Source organism: Sanguibacter keddieii DSM 10542, from assembly GCF_000024925.1.
GTDB lineage: Bacteria > Actinomycetota > Actinomycetes > Actinomycetales > Cellulomonadaceae > Sanguibacter > Sanguibacter keddieii.
On record NC_013521.1, the window covers coordinates 4,234,259 to 4,253,413 of the forward strand.

The following is a 19,155-nucleotide window of genomic DNA, read 5'->3' on the forward strand; positions in this document are numbered from 1 at the left end:
GTCAGGCCTGCTGGTCGCGGGTGGGCCACCAGCGCACGAGCTCGTCGCGGGCTGCGTCCGGGCCGAGGGGGCCGCGGTCGAGCCGGAGCTCCATGAGGAACCTGTAGGCCTGGCCGACCTCGGGCCCGGGCGTGAGCGACAGGGCGTCCATGATCTGCTGCCCGTCGAGGTCGGGGCGGATGGACGCGAGCTCTTCCTCGCCGCGGAGGACCTCGATGCGGGACTCGAGGTCGTCGTAGGCGTCGGAGAGCCGCTGCGCCTTGCGCTTGTTGCGCGTGGTGCAGTCCGCCCGGGTGAGCCGGTGCAGGCGCTCGAGGAGCGGCCCGGCGTCGGTGACGTAGCGGCGCACGGCGGAGTCGGTCCACGCGCCGTCGCCGTAGCCGTGGAACCGCAGGTGCAGCTCGACGAGCCGCGAGACCTGCGAGACGGTCTCCTTGTCGAAGCGCAGGGCTCGCAGGCGCTTCGCGGTGAGCTTGGCCCCGACGATCTCGTGGTGGTGGAAGCTCACCGTGCCGTTGCTCTCGAACCTGCGGGTCGCGGGCTTGCCGATGTCGTGGAGCAGCGCGGCGAGGCGCAGCACGAAGTCCGGCCCGGGGACGGCGCCGTCGGCGTCGGTCTCCAGGTCGATCGCCTGGTCGAGGACGGTGAGGGAGTGCTCGTAGACGTCCTTGTGCCGGTTGTGCTCGTCGACGGCCTGCTTCATGCCGACGAGCTCGGGCAGGACGTGGTCGGCCAGCCCTGTCTCGACGAGGACGTGCAGACCCTTGCGGGGGTGCTGGGAGACGAGCAGCTTGGACAGCTCGTCGCGGACCCGCTCGGCGGAGACGATGCTGATGCGGTCGGCCATGTCCCGCACGGCGCGGTCGGCCTCCGGGTCGACGTCGAACCCGAGCTGCGCGGCGAAGCGGGCGGCCCGCATCATGCGCAGGGGGTCGTCGTCGAAGGACCGTGCCGCCTCGATCGGGGTGCGGAGCACCTCGCGGGCGAGGTCCGTGAGGCCGTCGTGCGGGTCGACGAAGGTGAGGTCGGGCAGGCGCACGGCCATGGCGTTGACGGTGAAGTCCCGACGGGACAGGTCGCCGTCGAGCGTGTCGCCGAACACGACGAGCGGCTTGCGCGACGCCGGGTCGTACTCGTCGGTCCGGTAGGTGGTGACCTCGACGACCACCTCGGGGGCCCCGCCGCGCGCGAACCTCTTCGCGCCGATGGTCCCGAACTCCTTGCCGATGTCCCAGTGCGCGTCGCCCCAGGCGGCGAGCAGGCGGAGAGTCTCGTCCGGGCGGGCCGACGTCGCGAAGTCCAGGTCGGCGCTCGAGCGGCCGAGGAACGCGTCACGGACGGGTCCGCCGACGAGTGCGAGCTCGTGGCCGGCGGCGGCGAACACCTCGCCGAGGTCGACCGCCTCGGGGGCCATGTGGGACAGAACGGTCGCGAGCCGTCGCCGGAGCAGCGCGACATTCGCGGGCACGTCGATCTCCCGACCGCTCTCTAGGGCCGGATTCTCAGGGCTGGTGGACCCGCTGGTGGACCTCGTGGACTTCGACACAACATCAAAGCCTGCCAGACAAAGATAAAGTGGCCGACATGTCCAGCGCAGCGCACTCCGAGGGCCGCTCTCCGGTCCCCGCGCCGCCAGGAGGCCATCCTCTGCGGATCGACCCGCAGGCAGCCCGGCGCGCGAGCAGCTCTGTCGCGCCCTCGTCGCACCAGTCCTCCGACCTACCGGTCGTCGAGGAGACGTCTGCGGGCGGCCTGGTGGTGGCCGTCCTGGACGGTGCGTTCCATGCCGCGGTGATCGCCCGGCGCAACCGTGCGGGCCGTCTCGAGTGGTGCCTGCCCAAGGGGCACCTCGAGGGCGTGGAGACGGCCGAGGAGGCCGCGATCCGCGAGATCACCGAGGAGACCGGGATCGTCGGGACCATCCAGCGGCGCCTCGGGGTCATCGACTACTGGTTCACCGGGGACGACCGCCGGGTCCACAAGGTGGTCCACCACTTCTTGCTCGAGGCGGTCGGCGGGTACCTCACGGTCGAGGGAGACCCCGACTCCGAGGCGGAGGACGTCGCCTGGGTGGCGTTCACCGCGCTCTCGGCCACGCTGAGCTACCCGAACGAGCGGCGGCTCGCCGCGGCGGCGTTCGAGATCCTGCGGGACGCCCAGGGCGGCCCGCAGGCGCACACCCCACCGCCATGGCCGCGCTAGGCGGCTGGGTCCGGGGCGCGCAGGCTCGCCCGTCCGGGGTCCTCGGCCTCCTGACGGCGCTGGTCCTCGCCTGCGTCCTGCTCGGGAGCGCGGCGCCGGCGACGGCGACGGTCCTGCCCGCCACGACCACCCCCTCACCCTCGCCGTCCACACCGCCGACGGACAGCGCGCCCGTGCCGGCGACCGAGCCGACCGCGGCTCCCGCGGTCCGGCTCATGACGATGAGCCCCGAGGTCGTCCGACCGGGCGACACCATGACGGTGCGCGCGGAGGTCACCAACACCACCGGCGAGACGCTGACCTCCCCCGTCGCGACGCTGACGGTGTCCAAGTACCGCTTCAGCACCCGCGACAGGCTCGCGGCCTGGGCCGACCAGGGGCTCACCGCACCCTTCGGGACCGTGCTCGAGTCCGTCGACGTCCCGGCAGACCTCGCGCCGGGCGACTCGGCGGTCGTGGACTTCTCCGTCGAGGCCGACTCGATGGGGCTGCTCACCAGCCTCGACTTCTGGGGGCCGCGCGGCATCGCCGTGACGCTCGCCGGGAACGGCACGTCCCCGGCGACCGTCGACCCCGTCGGCACGCTGCGCACCTTCGTCCTGTGGTTCCCCGTCGAGGACTCCGAGGTCACCCCGGTCGGCACGAGCGTCCTCGTGCCCGTCGTCGGCCCTGCCGTCGACCCCCTCGACCCCGCTTCCGCGGAGGCGTCGCTCGAGGCTGCCACCTCGTCGGACGGGCGCCTCACCCAGGTGCTGGCCAGCACCGAGGGCGTCGACGACGTCGCCTGGGCGGTCGACCCGGCGCTCGTCCCGGAGACCGACGGCACCCCGAGCGCCGACGACACCGAAGGCGCTGACGACGCCGGGGCCACAGCCGACGCAGACAGCACCGACAGCCCTGACGACGCAGAGGCAGGGGTCGACGACGCCGCCGGGGAGCTCTCGGCGCGCATCGTCGACGGGGCGGCCGGACGCGAGGTGTTCGCGCTGCCGCACCGCGACCAGGACGTCACGGCCTACGCGGCTGCCGGGCTGCCGGCACCGACGCAGCCCGCTCTCGTCGGTGCCACCTCCACGTGGCGCACCGACCTGGCCTGGCCCGAAGAGGCCGCACCTGACGCCGCCACCCTCGCCACGGTCGCCGCCGCCGGGGCGAGCACCGTCGTCACCGCGCCCGGCTCGCTCAGCCCGTCGACCGCGCTGAGCTACACGCCGACGGGCCGCACGACCGTCCCGACCGCGTCGGGCGACGTGGCCGCCCTGGTGCCCGACACCGTGCTGAGCGCGCAGCTCACCGCCCCCACGGACGCCTCGCCGGCGGCTGCGCGCCAGCGGCTCCTCGCCGAGACCGCCGTCGTCTCTCGCGAGCGCCCGGCCGAGGCGCGACAGCTCGTCATCACCGTGCCGCGCGACTGGGCCCCCGAGCCCGCGGTCGCCCGTGCCCAGCTCGAGGCCCTCGGCTCGGCTCCGTGGACCAGGCTGCGACCGGTCTCGACGATCCTCGGCGCCGAGGCGGCCGAGGTCGACCGCACCGGACCGGCCGAGGCCCCCGCGGCCGAGGGCACCATCAGCGCTGCCCAGCTGTCCGAGCTCGACGGCGCCCTCGAGGACATCCGCAGCTTCGCGCAGGTGGTCCCGGACCAGACCGCGCTGACCGCACCGGTCGAGGACGCCGTCCGCGCCGCGACGTCCGTCGCCTGGCGCGTCGACCCCGCAGGACGGAGCACCGCCGTGGCGGACGTCGTCACGCACGTCGACGCCACCCGCGCATCGGTGTCGGTCGTCACCGCCCGGAACTTCAACATCATCAGCACCGGGAGCCAGATCCCCGTCCAGGTGGTCAACGACCTCGACCAGCCCGTCACGCTCAAGATCGCCCTCGACCCGGACGACCCCCGGCTCGTCGCCGAGAAGTCCGTCACCGTGACGATCGGTCCGGGCGAAGAGGTGCGCGAGCAGATCCCGGTCCGCGCCGTCGGCAGCGGCGACGTCACGGTCACCGCCCAGATCATGGCCCTCGACGGCACGGTGCTCGGGAGCGCCGAGTCCTTCGAGGTGAGGGTGCGCGCCGACTGGGAGAACATGGGCACCGCCGTCGTGGCCGGCCTGCTCGTGGTGCTGCTCGGGGCCGGCATCTGGCGTACCGTCCATCGTGGACGCTCGGACCGCCGGGTGTCCGCCGACGCCGTCGGGCTCGTGGAGCCCGCGGACGACGCACAGCACGCCGAAGGACACGACCGATGACCCAGCCCGCCACCAAGGCCTCGTCGGTCGGCCACAGCTCGATCGTCATGGCGTCGGGCACCGCGGTCTCCCGCGGCCTCGGCCTCGTGCGCAACATCCTGCTGGTGGCCGTGGTCGGCGGAGCGACCGGGCCGATCGCGGACGCCTTCGACATCGCGAACAAGATCCCCAACATCCTCTTCGCGGTCATCGCGGGCGGCATGCTCAACGCGGTCATCGTGCCTCAGGTGGTGCGGGCCTACAGGTCCCCGGACGGCCAGGAGTACCTCGACAAGCTGCTCACCCTCGCCGGGTCCGTGCTGCTCGTCATCACCCTCGTGTGCACGATGGGCGCGAGCGTGGCGGTCGCGCTCTACACCGACTCGAGCTGGACGTCCGCGCAGGTCGCGCTGGCGGTGTCCTTCGCCTTCTGGTGCATCCCGCAGCTCTTCTTCTACGGCCTCTACACGCTGCTCGGCCAGGTGCTCAACGCACGCGGCCAGTTCGGCCCGTTCATGTGGGCCCCGGTCGTCAACAACATCATCTCGATCGTCGGCCTCTCGGTGTTCCTGCTGGTCTTCGGCTCGGTGCTGCTGGAGGACCCGGCCACCGGCGCGCGCCTGTCCACCGACGTGGTCGTCGACTCGTGGTCGACCACGCAGGTCACGGTCCTCGGCGCCGTCACGACCCTCGGGGTCGTCGGCCAGGCGCTCATCCTCGTCGTCCCGCTCTGGCGCTCCGGCTTCCGCTGGCGTCCGCGGTTCGGGTTCCGCGGTGCCGGCCTCGGCTCGGTCGGCCGCGTGGGCATGTGGACCTTCGCTGCCGTGCTGCTCGACCAGGTCGCGGTGCTGGTGACCTCGAACATCACCTCGGGAGCGCCGCTGGCGGCCGCCGCGGACGGCGTCGCCGAGGCCTCGGTCGCCGGTAACGGCGCCTACACCCAGGCGCTGATGATCTACCTCCTGCCGCACTCGCTCATCACCGTGTCGATCGCCACGGCGCTGTTCACCGGGATGAGCGCCGCAGCCGCCGGCGGCGACGTCGCCAAGGTCCGCGAGATCGTGTCGCGCGGCATGCGCGTCATCGGGGTGTTCACGATCTTCGCGACCGCGGTCTTCATCGTGCTGTCGCGACCGGTCGTGAAGATCATCGTCCCGACGCTCAACGCGGACTCGGTCGTCGCCGTGGGCAACGTGCTCGCCGCCATGTCCCTGGGGCTCGCGCCCCTCGGCGCGATGGTCCTCATGAAGTGGGTCTACTTCGCCTTCGAGGACGGCCGCACCGTGTTCCTCATCCAGATCCCGGTAACCGTCGTCCTGGTGGCCGGGGCCGGTGCCGTCTGGCTCCTCGCACCGGGCCAGTGGTGGGCCGTCGGCGCGGCGCTGGCGATGTCGGCGTCGAACCTCGTCGCCGTCCTGCTCCGGGTGCGCGGGATGCGCGACCGGCTCGATGGGCTCGACCTCGCGCGCATCGTGCGGCTGCACGTCCAGCTCGTGGTCTCCGCCGTGCTGGCTGCCCTCACCGGCTGGCTCGTCCTGCACGTGTGGGGCTTCGCGCCCGGCGACACGTGGCTGCGCGCGGTCTGGGTGACTCTGCTCGTCCTGACGACCATGACCTCGGTGTACGTGCTCTCGCTGCGCATCATGGGCGTCCAGGAGCTCACCAGCCTCGCCGCACCGTTCCGTCGCTTCCTCCCCCGCCGATTCTCCACATGAGCCACGTACCATGGTGCGCGGGACGCGCCGTACGGGCGCGCTCTGACGACGACTGATCGGGGTTCGTGGGGTGGCTGACCTGGAAGGCGGCGAGCTCGTCGTCGCCCGTTACCGGCTGGACACACCTGCGCCGAGCGACCTCGTCGGCGTCGAGGCGTGGGAGGCGACGGACCAGATCCTCGACCGGCCCGTCCGGCTGAGCATCATCACGTCGCCCGACGCCCCCCTGACCCTCGACGCGGCACGCCGCGCGGCCCTCGTCTCCGACGAGCACGTCACCCGGGTCATCGACGTCCTGCACGACGCGTCGCGCAGCATCGTCGTCACGGAGCCCTACGTCGGCTCGACGCTCGCCGACCTCGTCGAGGCCCGGCCGCTGTCGCCGGACGCCGCCCGTGCCGTCGTCGGTGCTGCGGCGACCGCGCTCGCAGCAGCCAGCCGGCGCGGGGTGCACCACGGTGCGCTGCGCCCGTCGGCGATCAGGGTCCACCGCGGCCGCGTCCGCGTCACGGGCCTGGGGATCGACGGGGACCTCGTCCACGGTGACACCAGGCTCGACGGCGAGGAGGCCTCACGCGCCGACACGGTCGCTCTCGTCGCGCTCCTGCACTACGCGCTCACCGGCGACCTCCCCCGCGTCGCGCACGACGTCGCCGCGCTCGACCCCGGTGTCCCCACGCCGGCCGGGCTGCAGGCGCCCGGCGAGGCGCTCGTCCCGCCGCGCGACGTCGACCAGAGCATCCCGCGCGACCTCGACACCCTCTGCTCCGTCACCCTCGGGGCGCACGACGACGGTCCGACCACCCCGGGCGAGCTCGTCTCCGAGCTCGCCCCGTGGAGCACCGAGCACGTCCCCGTCACCGGGGAGGTCCCGGTGGCCGTCCAGCCGCTCGAGCCCCCCGTCACACGGGAGGTGACCCGCCAGTCGGTGCGGTCGCTCGGCGCCACCGGCAGCACCTCCCGCGGTGCCGCGCTGCCGGGGACGCCCCCACCGGCCGGACCTGTCCGCCGAGGCACGACGACGGGACGCATCCCCCGCGTCGTCGCCCCGGCGACCGCCGCCGCTGCGACGACCTCGCTGACCCTCGGCCCGAGCCAGGTGCCCCCGGCACCGACCTCACCAGCCCCCGCGGCGGCGACCGCACCGGTCGCCACGACCACCGCGACCCGCAGCGAGCCTGCGGTGGCCTCCTCAGCCCCGACCTCACCCCCCGTGGACACCACGCGCCCCGACGACGGCGCGCGCCCACCGACAACGAGAAGCGGCAGACGATTGCGCCTGAACCCGACCCCTTACGTCCTGGTCCTCATGCTCGTCCTCGTCTTCGGCGCAGGTGTGCTGGCCAAGAACACCCTCTTCGCGGGGTTCGACCCCGTGACGCTCGACCCGTCCGCGGCGGCCACGACCGCGCCGCCCGCTGACGACGCGACCGACGCGGCCGACCCCACCGAGGAGCCGGCCGAGGAGGAGCCCGCCCCGGCGGCGCTCCCCGTGATCGCGAGCGGCGAGGTCCTCACCAACCCCGGTGAGCAGGACTACAACGAGAACGCCGGCCTCGCGCTCGACGACGACAGCGCCACCGCCTGGTACTCCCTCGAGTACAAGACCGCGGCCTTCGGCGGGTTCGACCGCCTGCTCGCCTACGCGATCAGGCTCGAGCAGCCGGCGACGGTGTCGACCGTGTACCTGTCGACGCAGAACACCGGTGGCAACGTCGAGATCCGGCTCACCGACTCCTCCGACCCCCGCGGCGGGGAGCTGCTCGCCTCGGGGCCGCTCGACGGCGAGACCCCGTTCACGCTCTCCCGGCCTGTCGAGACCCAGAGCCTCGTGATCCTCTTCACCGAGCTCCCGACGGCGGCCGACGGCAAGTTCCGTGCGCACGTCTACGACATCAGCCTGTCGTGACGTGCCGCCCAGGGCCATCTGACGCGGCCCTGGTTCCGAACCACCAGTGAGCCCCAGCACGGGAACAAGCCCGTGCAACCCGGTGTTCTGGTCCTAGCAGCCACCCCGCTGCGCAGGGCGAGCACCACCCACGACCCGCCGTACCGCACCACCGACCGAAGGGCACGACCAGTGACCGCACAGACCACCCCCACGCACGAGCTCATCATCGTCGGGTCCGGTCCGGCCGGGTACACCGCCGCGGTCTACGCCGCCCGCGCCGGCCTCGCCCCGCTCGTCCTCGCCGGGTCCATCACGGCCGGTGGTGCGCTGATGAACACCACCGAGGTCGAGAACTTCCCCGGGTTCGTCGACGGGATCATGGGCCCCGAGCTCATGGAGAACATGCAGAAGCAGGCCGAGCGCTTCGGTGCCCAGATCGAGTGGGACGACGCCGTGTCCCTCGAGCTCGACGGACCGCTCAAGGTCGTCACGACCGGCAACGGTGACGTCTTCTCGGCCCGCGCCGTGATCCTCGCGACCGGCTCCGCGTACCGCGAGCTGGGCCTCGACGACGAGAAGCGCCTGTCGGGCCGCGGCGTCTCGTGGTGCGCCACCTGCGACGGGTTCTTCTTCCGCGACCAGGAGATCGTGGTCGTCGGAGGCGGCGACTCCGCGGTCGAGGAGGCCACCTTCCTCACCCGCTTCGCGTCCAAGGTGACGATGGTCCACCGTCGCGACGCCCTGCGTGCCTCGAAGATCATGGCCGAGCGCGCCGAGGCCGACCCCAAGATCGAGTTCGCCTGGAACTCCGAGGTCGTCGGGATCCACGGGGCCGACAAGGTCGAGGGCGTCCGCCTGCGCGACACCCTCACGGGCGAGGAGCGCGACGTGGCCGCCGGCGGTCTCTTCGTGGCGATCGGCCACGACCCGCGCACCGAGCTGGTCAAGGAGCAGGTGACGCTCGACGCCGAGGGCTACATCGAGGTCCAGGGGCGCTCGACCCGCACCAACCTCGAGGGTGTCTTCGCCTGCGGCGACGCCGTCGACCACACCTACCGCCAGGCGATCACCGCTGCAGGCTCCGGCTGCGCCGCGGCCCTCGACGCCCAGCACTACCTCGCAGACCTCGTCGGCGCGCAGGACTCGCCCACCGAGCTCGTCGAGGCCGTCGAAGCACTGGAGGCACGATGACCGTCTCGACCCCCGTCCACGCGACCGACGACACCTTCAAGAGCGTCGTCCTCGAGTCCGACGTCCCGGTCCTCGTGGACTTCTGGGCCGAGTGGTGCGGCCCGTGCCGCCTCGTGGCCCCGGTGCTCGACGAGATCGCGGCCGACTACGCCGGCCGGCTGACGATCGCCAAGGTCGACACCGAGGAGAACCCCCAGGTCACGGCCGCCTACGGCGTCGTGTCGATCCCGCTGCTCAACATCTACCACCGCGGCGAGCTCGTCCGGTCGATCGTCGGCGCACGGCCCAAGAGGTCGCTGGTCGAGGAGATCGACGCCGTCCTCGCCGAGATCGGCTGACGGGCGGGACCGCCCAGCACCACCACCACGCAGTACGCAGTACGCAGTACGCACACGACACAGCAGCATCTGACGTCGGGCCTCCTGGACCACCAGGGGGCCCGACGTGCGTCCAGGGCCACCGCTCGTCCCGGCCCGGACCGGGACCTGGGGTCGAACCGCCGGACGGGCACCAGAGCGCGCACGGTCCGTCTGGTGTCCCTTCACGCGATCCCCCGGACCCTCGTGCGAGACTGGCCGGGTGACGCCTCCGACACCGCCGACTCCCGGCACCCGACTCGACCCGTGGTTCGGTGCGTACGCCCAGCGTGCGCACAACATGCGAGCATCCGAGGTGCGAGCCCTGTTCGCCGTCGTGAACCGCCCGGAGGTGGTGTCGCTCGCGGGCGGCATGCCCTACCTCGAGGGCCTGCCGATGGAGACCATCGCCGCGAGCATGGAGCGGCTCATCGCCACCCACGGCACCACCGCGCTGCAGTACGGCTCGGGTCAGGGCCACGAGGCCCTGCGTGAGCAGATCCTCGAGGTGATGCGTCTCGAGGGCATCGAGGCCCACCCGGACGACGTGGTCGTGACGACGGGCTCCCAGCAGGCGCTCGACCTGGTCACCCGCATCTTCATCGACCCGGGCGACGTGATCGTCGCCGAGGCCCCCAGCTACGTCGGCGCGCTCGGCGTGTTCCGCTCGTACCAGGCCGACGTGGTGCACGTGCCCCTCGACGAGCACGGCCTCGTGCCCGAGGCCCTCGACGAGACGCTGACCGCCCTCGCCGCAGCGGGACGGCGGGTCAAGCTGCTGTACACGATCCCCAACTTCCACAACCCCGCCGGGGTCACCCTCAGCCTCGAGCGCCGTCCGCGCGTCCTCGAGATCGCCCGTCGGCACGGCGTGCTCGTCGTCGAGGACAACCCCTACGGCCTCCTCGGGTTCGGCTCCGAGCCGCTCCAGGCGATGCGGGCGACCGACGAGGACGGCGTCCTGTACCTGGGCTCCTTCTCCAAGACCTTCGCCCCCGGTTTCCGGGTCGGGTGGGTGGTCGCACCGCACGCGGTCCGCGAGAAGCTGGTCCTGGCGTCGGAGTCCGCGATCCTCTGCCCCTCCAACGCCTCGCAGATGGCGATCTCGAGCTATCTCGAGACGAGCGACTGGAAGGCGCAGATCAAGGCGTTCCAGGTCCTGTACCGCGAGCGTCGCGACGCGATGGTCGGCGCTCTCGCCGAGCACATGCCCGACGCCTCCTGGACGGTCCCCGACGGTGGCTTCTACACGTGGGTCAAGCTCCCCGAGGGGCTCGACTCCAAGTCCATGCTGCCCCGGGCGGTCACGGGGCGCGTCGCCTACGTCCCAGGCACGGCGTTCTTCGCCGACGGGACGGGCGGCGACCACATGCGGCTGTCGTACTGCTTCCCCACGCCCGACAGGATCCGCGAGGGCGTCCGCCGGCTCGCCTCGGTGGTCAACGCCGAGCGCGAGCTCGTCGAGATCTTCGGCACCACGGCCCACCTCGACGACGTCACCGACACCGACAACCCAGGACCAGATCTCGTATGACTCACTCCCCCCGCGTCCTCGTCCTGGCCGGCGGCCTGTCGCACGAGCGTGACGTGTCCCTGCGCTCGGGTCGCCGCGTGGCCGAGGCGCTGCGCTCGGCAAACGTCGAGGTGGCCGTCCACGACGTCGACGCCGACCTCATCCCCGCTCTCGCCGAGACACGGCCGGACGTCGTGTGGCCCATCCTCCACGGGGCGAGCGGCGAGGACGGCTCCATCCGCGACGTCCTCGACCTCCTCGACGTCCCCTACGTGGGCACCGGGCCGCGCGCCTCACGTATCGCCTGGAGCAAGCCGGTCGCCAAGTCCGTGGTGGCACGCGCCGGCATCGACACCCCGGAGTACGTGACGCTGCCGCAGAGCCTCTTCCGCGAGCTCGGGGCGCAGGCTGTCATGTCTGCGGTCGTCGACAAGCTCGGGCTGCCGCTGGTCGTCAAGCCGTCGCGCGGCGGCTCCGCCCTGGGGGTCAGCCTGGTCCGGACCGTCGCAGAGCTCCCGCAGGCGATGGTGAGCTGCTTCGCCTACGGCGAGGTCGCACTCATCGAGCGGGCGGTCGACGGCGTCGAGCTCGCGGTGTCGGTCGTCGAGACCGTCGACGGCCTGAGCACCCTGCCTGCGGTCGAGATCGTCACCGAAGGCCCCTACGACTACGACGCTCGATACAACCCGGGTCGGACCGAGTACTTCTCTCCTGCCCGACTCCCGTCGAGCCACGCCGAGGCGGTCGCGGCCACCGCCATCGCCGCGCACGAGGCCCTGGGCCTGCGGCACATCTCCCGGACGGACCTCATCCTCCAGGCGGACGGGACCATCCAGTTCCTCGAGGTCAACGTCGCGCCGGGCATGACCGAGACGTCTCTGCTCCCGCAGGCAGCGCTGGCCGGCGGCTGGTCCCTGCCGACCCTCTACCGGTCCGTGGTCGACCACGCGCTGCCCGTCGCGAGCGCCTGACGGCGCGGGTCGCTCAGGAGCTACCCCGAGGACCGGGCAGGAGCACGTACGAGAGCAGGGTCGGAACCGTCACGGTTCCGACCCTGCTCTCGTACGGGTGCGACGCTAGCGGCTGGCGACCGGCGGCTGGCGGCTGGCGGCTCCTGCCTAGGAGAAGAGCCCTGGCTCTTCGGGCGCCATGACGTTGAGGATCCTGTTGAGGTCCTCGACAGAGGCGAACTCGACGGTCACCTTGCCCTTGGTCTTGCCCAGGTCGACCTTGACGCGCGTCTCGAACCTGTCGGAGAGGCGCGTCGCGAGCTCGTCGATCGCCTGGATCCGGGTGCCGGCCCGGGGGCGCTGCGCGGGCTTCGTCGGGGCCTCGTCGCCGCCGAGCGCGACGATCTCCTCGGTGGCACGGACGGAGAGGCCCTCGGCGACGATCCGCTGGGCCAGCCGCTCGATCTGTGCACCGTCGGGCAGGCCGAGCAGCGCTCGCGCATGGCCAGCAGACAGCACGCCGGCGGCCACACGTCGCTGCACGAGCGGCGGGAGCTTGAGCAGGCGGAGGGTGTTCGAGATCTGCGGACGGGACCGAGAGATCCTGACCGCGAGCTCCTCGTGCGTGCACCCGAAGTCGTCGAGCAGCTGCCGGTAGGCGGCGGCCTCTTCGAGCGGGTTCAGTGCTGAACGGTGGAGGTTCTCGAGCAGCGCGTCACGGAGCAGGTCCCCGTCCTCGGTCTCTCGGATGATCGCCGGGATCGCCCCGAGGCCCGCCTCCTGGGAGGCGCGCCAACGCCGCTCCCCCATGATGAGCTCATAGCGGTCGGGCTCGTCCGTGGGACGCACGACGATCGGCTGCAGCACGCCGATCTCGCGGATGGAGCCCACGAGCTCAGCCAGGTCACCCTCGTCGAACACCGTGCGCGGCTGGCGCGCGTTCGGTCGGATCGACTCCACGGGGAGGTGCGCGAAGGTCGCGCCGGGGACGGGGACCAGCGTCGACTCGGGCTCCGTGCCTGTGGCTGCGAGATACGTTTCACGTGAAACTGAGTCGATCCGCACGGTCCCGCGGTCGCGCGCGGTCGTCGCGGACGAGCCGCCGGCGCTGGTCAGAGCGGCCGCCATCGAGCCCCGCTGGGAGCCGCCGGTGGTCTTCTTGGGCTCACGAGGCGCGCGCAGCTTGGCGACCACTGCCGCCGAGTCGGCGATGGCGGTGCTGTTGGGCTCCTCCCCTTCGACCTGCTGCTTGGGTGGGAAGAACACGTCCACCGGACGCTCGAGGTCAGGAGCGGTGGGGATGAGGGCCCCGAGCCCTCGGCCGAGACCGCGGCGCTTCTCGCTCACAGGTGTACCTCTCCGTCGTGGAACCCCGGAGTCGAGAACTGGCTCCGGTGGTCATCCTCTCGCTCGCGAGTACCGTCGAGCGGGTGCTGCTGAAAGCGGGTCGCCGTCGACCTTTCGATCTCCTGGTGACCTCCGAGCCTCTGCGCGCAGCCGTGTGCGCGCGAAGAGCTCATCACGCCGCACCCGCACGCTCAGTGAGCTCACGTGCGGCCTCACGGTAGGCCAGCGCACCGGTGGAGCTCGGCTCGTAGGAGATCACCGTCTGCCCGTGGCTCGGGGCTTCTGAGACGCGCACCGATCGCGGGATCGAGGTGGCCAGGGTCTCCGCGCCGAAGTGCTCACGAACCTCTGAGGCGACCTGGGTCGCCAGGTTGGTCCGAGCGTCGAACATGGTGAGGAGGATCGTCGACACATGAAGGTCTGGGTTGAGGTGCGCCTGGATGAGCTTGATCGTCTTGAGCAGCTGGCTCAGCCCTTCGAGAGCGTAGTATTCGCACTGGATCGGGATGAGCACCTCCCGGCCCGTCACGAAGGCGTTGAGGGTAAGAAGACCAAGGCTCGGAGGACAGTCGACCAGGACGTAGTCGATCCGCGGTTCGCCCGCCGCTTCGCGCTCTGCCAGGTAGCTGTCGACCGCGCGGCGGAGCCGCGTTTCACGTGAAACGAGCGACACGAGCTCGATCTCAGCACCGGAGAGGTCGATCGTCGCGGGCACGACGAGAAGATTCGGGAACTCTGGGCACTGCTGAACCGTCTCTGCGATCGAGAGTCCCTCGACCAGCACCTCGTAGACCGAGGGAACCCCGGAGCGGTGGTCGATCCCGAGAGCGGTCGACGCGTTGCCCTGAGGATCGTTGTCGATCACCAGGACGTTCAGGCCGCCCTGAGCGAGGCTCGCCGCGAGGTTGACCGTCGTCGTCGTCTTGCCGACCCCACCCTTCTGGTTGGCGATCGTCATGATCCGGGTGGTGTCCGGCTTCCGGAACTGGCGCCCCTCGAGCGACATCCGTCGCCTGGTGTCGACGAGCAGCTGGGCCGCGAGGGGGGTCGAGTCGTCCTCGGCCGGGAAGGCGGTGAGCAGCTCTGTCATCGGGTCGGCACCTCCACGACCCGCCGTGTCCGGCGCTCCGAGACTGGCCGCCACATCGCTGGCTGCTCCGAGATCACGGCCTCGGGATGAGCTTCCTGGTGCCACGGACACGCGATCTTCCTCCACACTGACAACCCTTGATCGGATCGGTTGCCCGTCAGGAGACGACGAGCAGACCTTCTGGATGAAGACTACTGCGTAGGGGTGACGCCAGCACCATCCGCGTGCGGCGTGTGAGCGACGAGGTCGACGACTCTGACGCGCCTGATCGATGGCACGAAACACAGCGTCGGAGTACTAAATCAGTAGGTTTGCCCCGCTCTTCGGCGACCTTAGGGCCGCAGGACGACGTTTCACGTGGAACAGACCCGGTCGAGCCGGCGTGCTGGCCTCAGCGTCCGGAGCTGCCTGATGCGGTTGGTTCCACGTGAAACACCTCGCTCATGGCTGCCGTGTGTTCCACGTGGAACACGATCCACCGCCTGCTCGAAGCGCTGCTCGGCTCGGCACGTTCGGCGTGGTCTCGCCAGACCGCATCAGATCCGTGATCTGTCCCGCGAGACTACGCAGCGGTCAACTCCACGTGGAACATCGCGCCTGAGCGAATGTGTCTGCCAGCACTCGCCAGGCGGGGTAGCGTCGGTCACGGCAGTCCTGTGCAGGACCAGCCTCGTGTTTCACGCGAAACCTCGTCGTGGTGGCCACAGGACGGGTCGGCGGGTCGGCGGGCGCGCGGTCAGATTCCATGCGCCACACGCCAACAGTTGTGAGAGCCCGAACTGAGACCAGGTCTCCGGGGCTTCGGATCCCGAGACCTGGTACCAGGGACCAGGCCATCAGACCTGATGGTCTCAACCCCCACCTCCCGCATCCGCGTCCTGCGTCAACGAGGCTGCGCAGCGCGGACACGCGGTCCACTCCCCCAGCCCTTCTCTGGCGGGCCGTGACCGGCGCTGCTACTTCTTCCCGCGGGTCGTCCTCAGCACGGTCGTGGGCTCAGCACCCTCGATGGTGCGAGCCTCGAGGATCTCGGGCGCGCTCATGCGGAACTTCCGGAGCACCTTCTGCGCGGGCTCGATCTCCCCCGCGACGTTGCGGCCCTTGAGGATCACGAGCTGACCGCCGGGGCGGAGCAGAGGGAGCGACCAACGAGCCAGCTTGTCGAGCGCCGCCACGGCGCGGGACGTCACGACATCGGCCTCGAAGGCGTCGTGGAACTCCTCGGCTCGTCCGCGCTTCACCTCGACGTTCGTCAGGCCCATGGCGTCGGTCATCTCGGCGAGCCAGACGCAGCGGCGCTCCATCGGCTCCACCAGGATGACCTCTGCCTGCGGGCGCATGGCCGCGATGACCAGACCGGGGAGACCTGCCCCCGAACCGATGTCGACGACGGTCCCCTGCTCAGGGAGGTACTGGACCACGGCGGCCGAGTTGAGGATGTGCCGGTCCCAGATCCGCCCCAGCTCGCGCGGGCCGATCAGGCCGCGCAGCTCGCCCTGCACGGTCAGCTCGTGGGCGAAGCGCTCCACGGCGGGGAACGCCTCACCGAAGTAGTCGGAGAGCGTCGACCGCTCGTAGTTCTCGTCCATCGTCTGTCCTCTGACCTCATCCACCGCCCTGCTCTGGGCCGGGTGGCGCGCCAGAGCATCTCCGACCGGGTTCGATACCCGACAAGAGTGATGCACCGGACGATCAGCCCGTACCGGGCCGATCGTCCGGAGCGAAGACCTACTGCTCGCCGGCTGCGGCCGGACCGACCTCGATGTACCGCTGAGGCTCGATCCCGTACGACTCGCTCACCAGACCCGACTCCGTCACGACGTCGTGGACGACCTTGCGCTCGAAGGCGTTCATCGGGTCCAGCGCGACCTTCTCGCCGGAATCCTTCACGCGCTCGATCGTCTCGTTCGCGATCACGGTCAGCTCGGCACGACGCTCTGCGCGGTAGCCCGCGACGTCGAGCATGAGCCGGCTCCGCTCTCCCGTCTTGGTCTGCACCGCGAGCCGGGTCAGCTCCTGCAGCGAGTCCAGGACCTCGCCGTTGCGACCGACGAGGTGCCTCAGGGACTCCTGGTCGTCCGCGACGACCTCGACCGCAGCCCGACCGTGGTCGACGTCGATGTCGATGTCACCGTCCAGGTCCGCGATGTCCAGGAGCTCCTCGAGGTAGTCCGCGGCGACCTCGCCCTCCTCCTCCAGCAGCGTCGTCTTGGTACGAACCTCAGGCTCGACAGCGGGGGTCTCTGCAGTCACGGGATTCTCCATTCAGGTCCGGATCGGTGTCCGTGGTGGACAGGCACAGTCGGGTCGCGCTGCGTCAGCGCTTCTTGCGCTTCTTGCCCTGCGGCTGCTGACGCTGCGTGCTCGCAGCCTTCGGAGCCGGCGACTCGGAGGTGGCAGAGGAGTCCTCGGGAGCGGAGGGTTCGGTCGAGGACGGCGTCGACGCAGAGGCACCGACCACCGGCGCCGTGCCTGCCGGACGAGCCTTCTGACGGTCCTTGCGCTTGGGCTGCTGACGCTGCCCGCGCGGCTGCTCGATGACCGTCGGCTTGTCCTCTTCGATGACGATCCCCTTGCGGGCCGCCTTGCGGGCCTTGCGCTCGTTGAGCAGGCGCTCGGCCTCGGAGCCCGGAGCCGGCATCTTGCGGATCGTGTAGAACTGCTGGCCCATGGACCACAGGTTGGTGGTGGTCCAGTAGATGAGGACACCCACCGGGAAGTTCACGCCCGAGACCGCCATGATGACCGGCAGCATGTAGAGCATGATCTTCTGGGTCTGCATCATGGGGCCCTCGAGGGCCGCCTTCGGCATGTTCTTCATGGTCAGCTGACGCTGCGTGAGGAACTGCGTGGCCGCCATGGAGACGATGAGCACCCCGGCGACGATCTTGGTGTTGAGGTCCGTCGGCTCGTGGAGGAACGTCGACGACAGCGGAGCGCCGAAGAGCGACGACGTCTCGGCCGCCTGCGCCACCGCCTGGTCGATCGGGCCGATGCCCGACTTGGTCCCGTCAGCGATCCCGCGAAGGCTGTTGAGGACGCGGAACAGAGCGAAGAACACCGGCGCCTGCAGCAGCACCGGGAGGCAGGAGGCGAAGGGGTTCGTGCCGTGCTTCTTGTAGAGCGCCATCGTCTCGCGGCTCATGGCCTCGCGAGAGGCAGGGTCCTTCTTGTTCTTGTACTTCTTCTGGATCGCCTGGAGCTCCGGCTGGACCATCTGCATCCCGCGCGACGCGCGGATCTGCTTGAAGAACAGCGGGATCATGATCGTCCTGATGACGATGACGAGACCGACGATGGAGAGGATCCACGCGACACCGGCGCCGTCCGGGAGCCCGATGAACACGAAGAGCTTGTGGCAGAGGAACATGATCCACGCCACGGCCCACTCGAGGGGGTAGAGGATCTGCATCATGCCACCCGCTCGTTCGAGCAGCGGATCGTCGTGAACTCCATGGCTGTGGCTCCTCTAGGACAAGCGTCGTGCGTGAGTCGTCGGCAGGATCGGCGACGAAGATCTTCAGGGTGCTCCGGACGGTCAGTGCTCATGGTCGGCTGCAGGCCCTGTCCCTGGAACGTCGTCGACGCCCCCGGAGTTCCACGGGTTGCACCGCAGCACCCGCCAGACGGCGAGCCGGGTGCCCCGGAGAGCACCGTGCTCCTCGAGCGCGAGCACCGCGTACGCCGAGCACGACGGGTAGAACCGGCACCGCGGCGGGGACAGGGGCGAGACGTAACGCTGGTACAGCCTCACCAGGCCGCGCAGGGCCGACGTGACAGGTCGGCGACGACGCCGGGCCGGCTGGCCCGGCGGGGTCTGCTGCGCACCTACGGCCGTCATGACCCGCTCCGCTGCTGTCGCGACAAGGACCGGGAGAGGCAGCTGTCGAGGTCGCCGGAGAGCCGGGCGTACTCGGCGTCGGCCGAGGCCGGGAGAGCCCGCACCACCACGAGGCTGCCCTGGGGCAGGGTGTCGAGGCGCTCGGCGACGAGCGCCCGCATCCTCCGCTTGACCTTGTTCCTCACCACGGCGTTGCCCACGGCCTTAGATACAACAAAACCGACCGACGGCGCGTCCTCCGCGCAGCCAGAGGCTGCGACGTGGACGACCATGGTCGATTTTCCTGTGCGCACACCGCCGCGCACCGCCCGGCTGAAATCACCGGGACGGCGCATACGATGCGCCGCGGGCAGCACCGAGCTCAGGCAGAGAGCTCGGAACGGCCCTTGCGGCGACGGGCTGCGAGGATCGCGCGACCCGCACGGGTGCGCATGCGCAGCCGGAAGCCGTGGGTCTTCGCACGACGCCGGTTGTTCGGCTGGAAGGTCCGCTTGGTCACGAGGTACTCCAAAACACGTTGGGGAAGCGCATCCTCGGTGGACACGCGGAGCGCCACTTCGAGAGTCGTGCATGACGTCCCCTGCAGAGAACTGAGGGCATGCGGAAGCGACGGAACTGGCTGTCAAACGGTACGTGGTCGGGGTACCACAGGTCAAACCCACCCCTGAGGACCCGCTGCGGGCGAGTCTCGGTCCACAGCTGTGGACTGCTTCCGTCCACCTGTGGAAGAAGGTGTCCAGGTCGGCGGGCACCCGCACACGAGGCATGGTTGTCCACAGGCAGAGTCACGGAGTTCTCAGCGTCTCGAACAACCGTACCGATAACCCACAGGCTGTG

17 protein-coding genes are annotated in these 19,155 nt (G+C 70.7%); 8 read left to right on the forward strand and 9 right to left on the reverse strand.

Annotated elements, in window-relative coordinates; all coding sequences use genetic code 11:
• Position 1: 1 nt before the first annotated feature.
• Positions 2-1,414 carry a CCA tRNA nucleotidyltransferase gene (locus SKED_RS18640; RefSeq protein WP_081448047.1) on the reverse strand — a complete coding sequence of 471 codons (1,413 nt, stop codon included), beginning with the start codon at positions 1,412-1,414 and terminating at the stop codon, positions 2-4.
• Between the two features lie 170 nt (positions 1,415-1,584).
• Here SKED_RS18640 and SKED_RS18645 point away from each other — a divergent pair, with 170 nt between their 5' ends.
• From SKED_RS18645 to SKED_RS18680, 8 genes are all read left to right on the forward strand, one after another.
• The gene (locus SKED_RS18645) at positions 1,585-2,202 is read left to right on the forward strand and encodes an NUDIX hydrolase (protein ID WP_012868741.1); all 618 of its coding nucleotides are present in this window, start codon (positions 1,585-1,587) and stop codon (positions 2,200-2,202) included.
• Positions 2,190-4,445 (forward strand): DUF6049 family protein, encoded by a 2,256-nt coding sequence (locus SKED_RS18650; protein ID WP_012868742.1) that lies wholly within the window; start codon positions 2,190-2,192, stop codon positions 4,443-4,445. Before SKED_RS18645 ends, SKED_RS18650 begins: the two co-directional genes overlap by 13 nt.
• Positions 4,442-6,139, forward strand: coding sequence for a murein biosynthesis integral membrane protein MurJ (gene murJ / locus SKED_RS18655; RefSeq protein ID WP_012868743.1), 1,698 nt, complete (start codon positions 4,442-4,444; stop codon positions 6,137-6,139). The genes SKED_RS18650 and murJ overlap by 4 nt, the downstream gene beginning before the upstream one ends.
• A gap of 70 nt (positions 6,140-6,209) precedes the next feature.
• Positions 6,210-8,048, forward strand: a complete 1,839-nt coding sequence (locus SKED_RS18660) for a protein kinase family protein (protein ID WP_012868744.1) — start codon at positions 6,210-6,212, stop codon at positions 8,046-8,048.
• 171 nt (positions 8,049-8,219) lie between these two features.
• Positions 8,220-9,221, forward strand: coding sequence for a thioredoxin-disulfide reductase (trxB, locus tag SKED_RS18665; protein WP_012868745.1), 1,002 nt, complete (start codon positions 8,220-8,222; stop codon positions 9,219-9,221).
• On the forward strand, positions 9,218-9,559 hold the full coding sequence (gene trxA / locus SKED_RS18670) for a thioredoxin (RefSeq protein WP_012868746.1): 342 nt from the start codon (positions 9,218-9,220) through the stop codon (positions 9,557-9,559). The genes trxB and trxA overlap by 4 nt, the downstream gene beginning before the upstream one ends.
• Positions 9,560-9,800: 241 nt before the next feature.
• The gene (locus SKED_RS18675; protein WP_012868747.1) at positions 9,801-11,111 is read left to right on the forward strand and encodes an aminotransferase-like domain-containing protein; all 1,311 of its coding nucleotides are present in this window, start codon (positions 9,801-9,803) and stop codon (positions 11,109-11,111) included.
• A complete protein-coding gene (locus SKED_RS18680; protein ID WP_012868748.1) occupies positions 11,108-12,061 on the forward strand; it encodes a D-alanine--D-alanine ligase family protein in 954 nt (317 codons plus the stop codon). Before SKED_RS18675 ends, SKED_RS18680 begins: the two co-directional genes overlap by 4 nt.
• Before the next feature lie 147 nt (positions 12,062-12,208).
• Here SKED_RS18680 and SKED_RS18685 read toward each other — a convergent pair whose 3' ends face one another.
• The 8 genes from SKED_RS18685 to rpmH form a co-directional block, all read right to left on the reverse strand.
• Positions 12,209-13,387, reverse strand: coding sequence for a ParB/RepB/Spo0J family partition protein (locus tag SKED_RS18685; RefSeq protein WP_012868749.1), 1,179 nt, complete (start codon positions 13,385-13,387; stop codon positions 12,209-12,211).
• A 172-nt stretch (positions 13,388-13,559) separates the two neighbouring features.
• Positions 13,560-14,762, reverse strand: coding sequence for a ParA family protein (locus tag SKED_RS18695; RefSeq protein ID WP_425358123.1), 1,203 nt, complete (start codon positions 14,760-14,762; stop codon positions 13,560-13,562).
• Between the two features lie 671 nt (positions 14,763-15,433).
• A complete protein-coding gene (gene rsmG, locus SKED_RS18700) occupies positions 15,434-16,066 on the reverse strand; it encodes a 16S rRNA (guanine(527)-N(7))-methyltransferase RsmG (RefSeq protein WP_012868752.1) in 633 nt (210 codons plus the stop codon).
• A 139-nt stretch (positions 16,067-16,205) separates the two neighbouring features.
• Complete coding sequence (locus tag SKED_RS18705) at positions 16,206-16,742, reverse strand: Jag family protein (RefSeq protein ID WP_042438202.1); 537 nt, start codon at positions 16,740-16,742, stop codon at positions 16,206-16,208.
• Between the two features lie 52 nt (positions 16,743-16,794).
• Positions 16,795-17,892 (reverse strand): membrane protein insertase YidC, encoded by a 1,098-nt coding sequence (gene yidC / locus SKED_RS18710; protein WP_012868754.1) that lies wholly within the window; start codon positions 17,890-17,892, stop codon positions 16,795-16,797.
• Positions 17,893-18,015: 123 nt separating this feature from the next.
• Positions 18,016-18,318, reverse strand: a complete 303-nt coding sequence (gene yidD, locus SKED_RS19675; RefSeq protein WP_012868755.1) for a membrane protein insertion efficiency factor YidD — start codon at positions 18,316-18,318, stop codon at positions 18,016-18,018.
• Complete coding sequence (gene rnpA / locus SKED_RS18715; protein ID WP_245534592.1) at positions 18,315-18,653, reverse strand: ribonuclease P protein component; 339 nt, start codon at positions 18,651-18,653, stop codon at positions 18,315-18,317. Before rnpA ends, yidD begins: the two co-directional genes overlap by 4 nt.
• 26 nt (positions 18,654-18,679) lie before the next feature.
• Complete coding sequence (rpmH, locus tag SKED_RS18720; protein ID WP_159808264.1) at positions 18,680-18,817, reverse strand: 50S ribosomal protein L34; 138 nt, start codon at positions 18,815-18,817, stop codon at positions 18,680-18,682.
• Between the last annotated feature and the right edge of the window lie 338 nt (positions 18,818-19,155).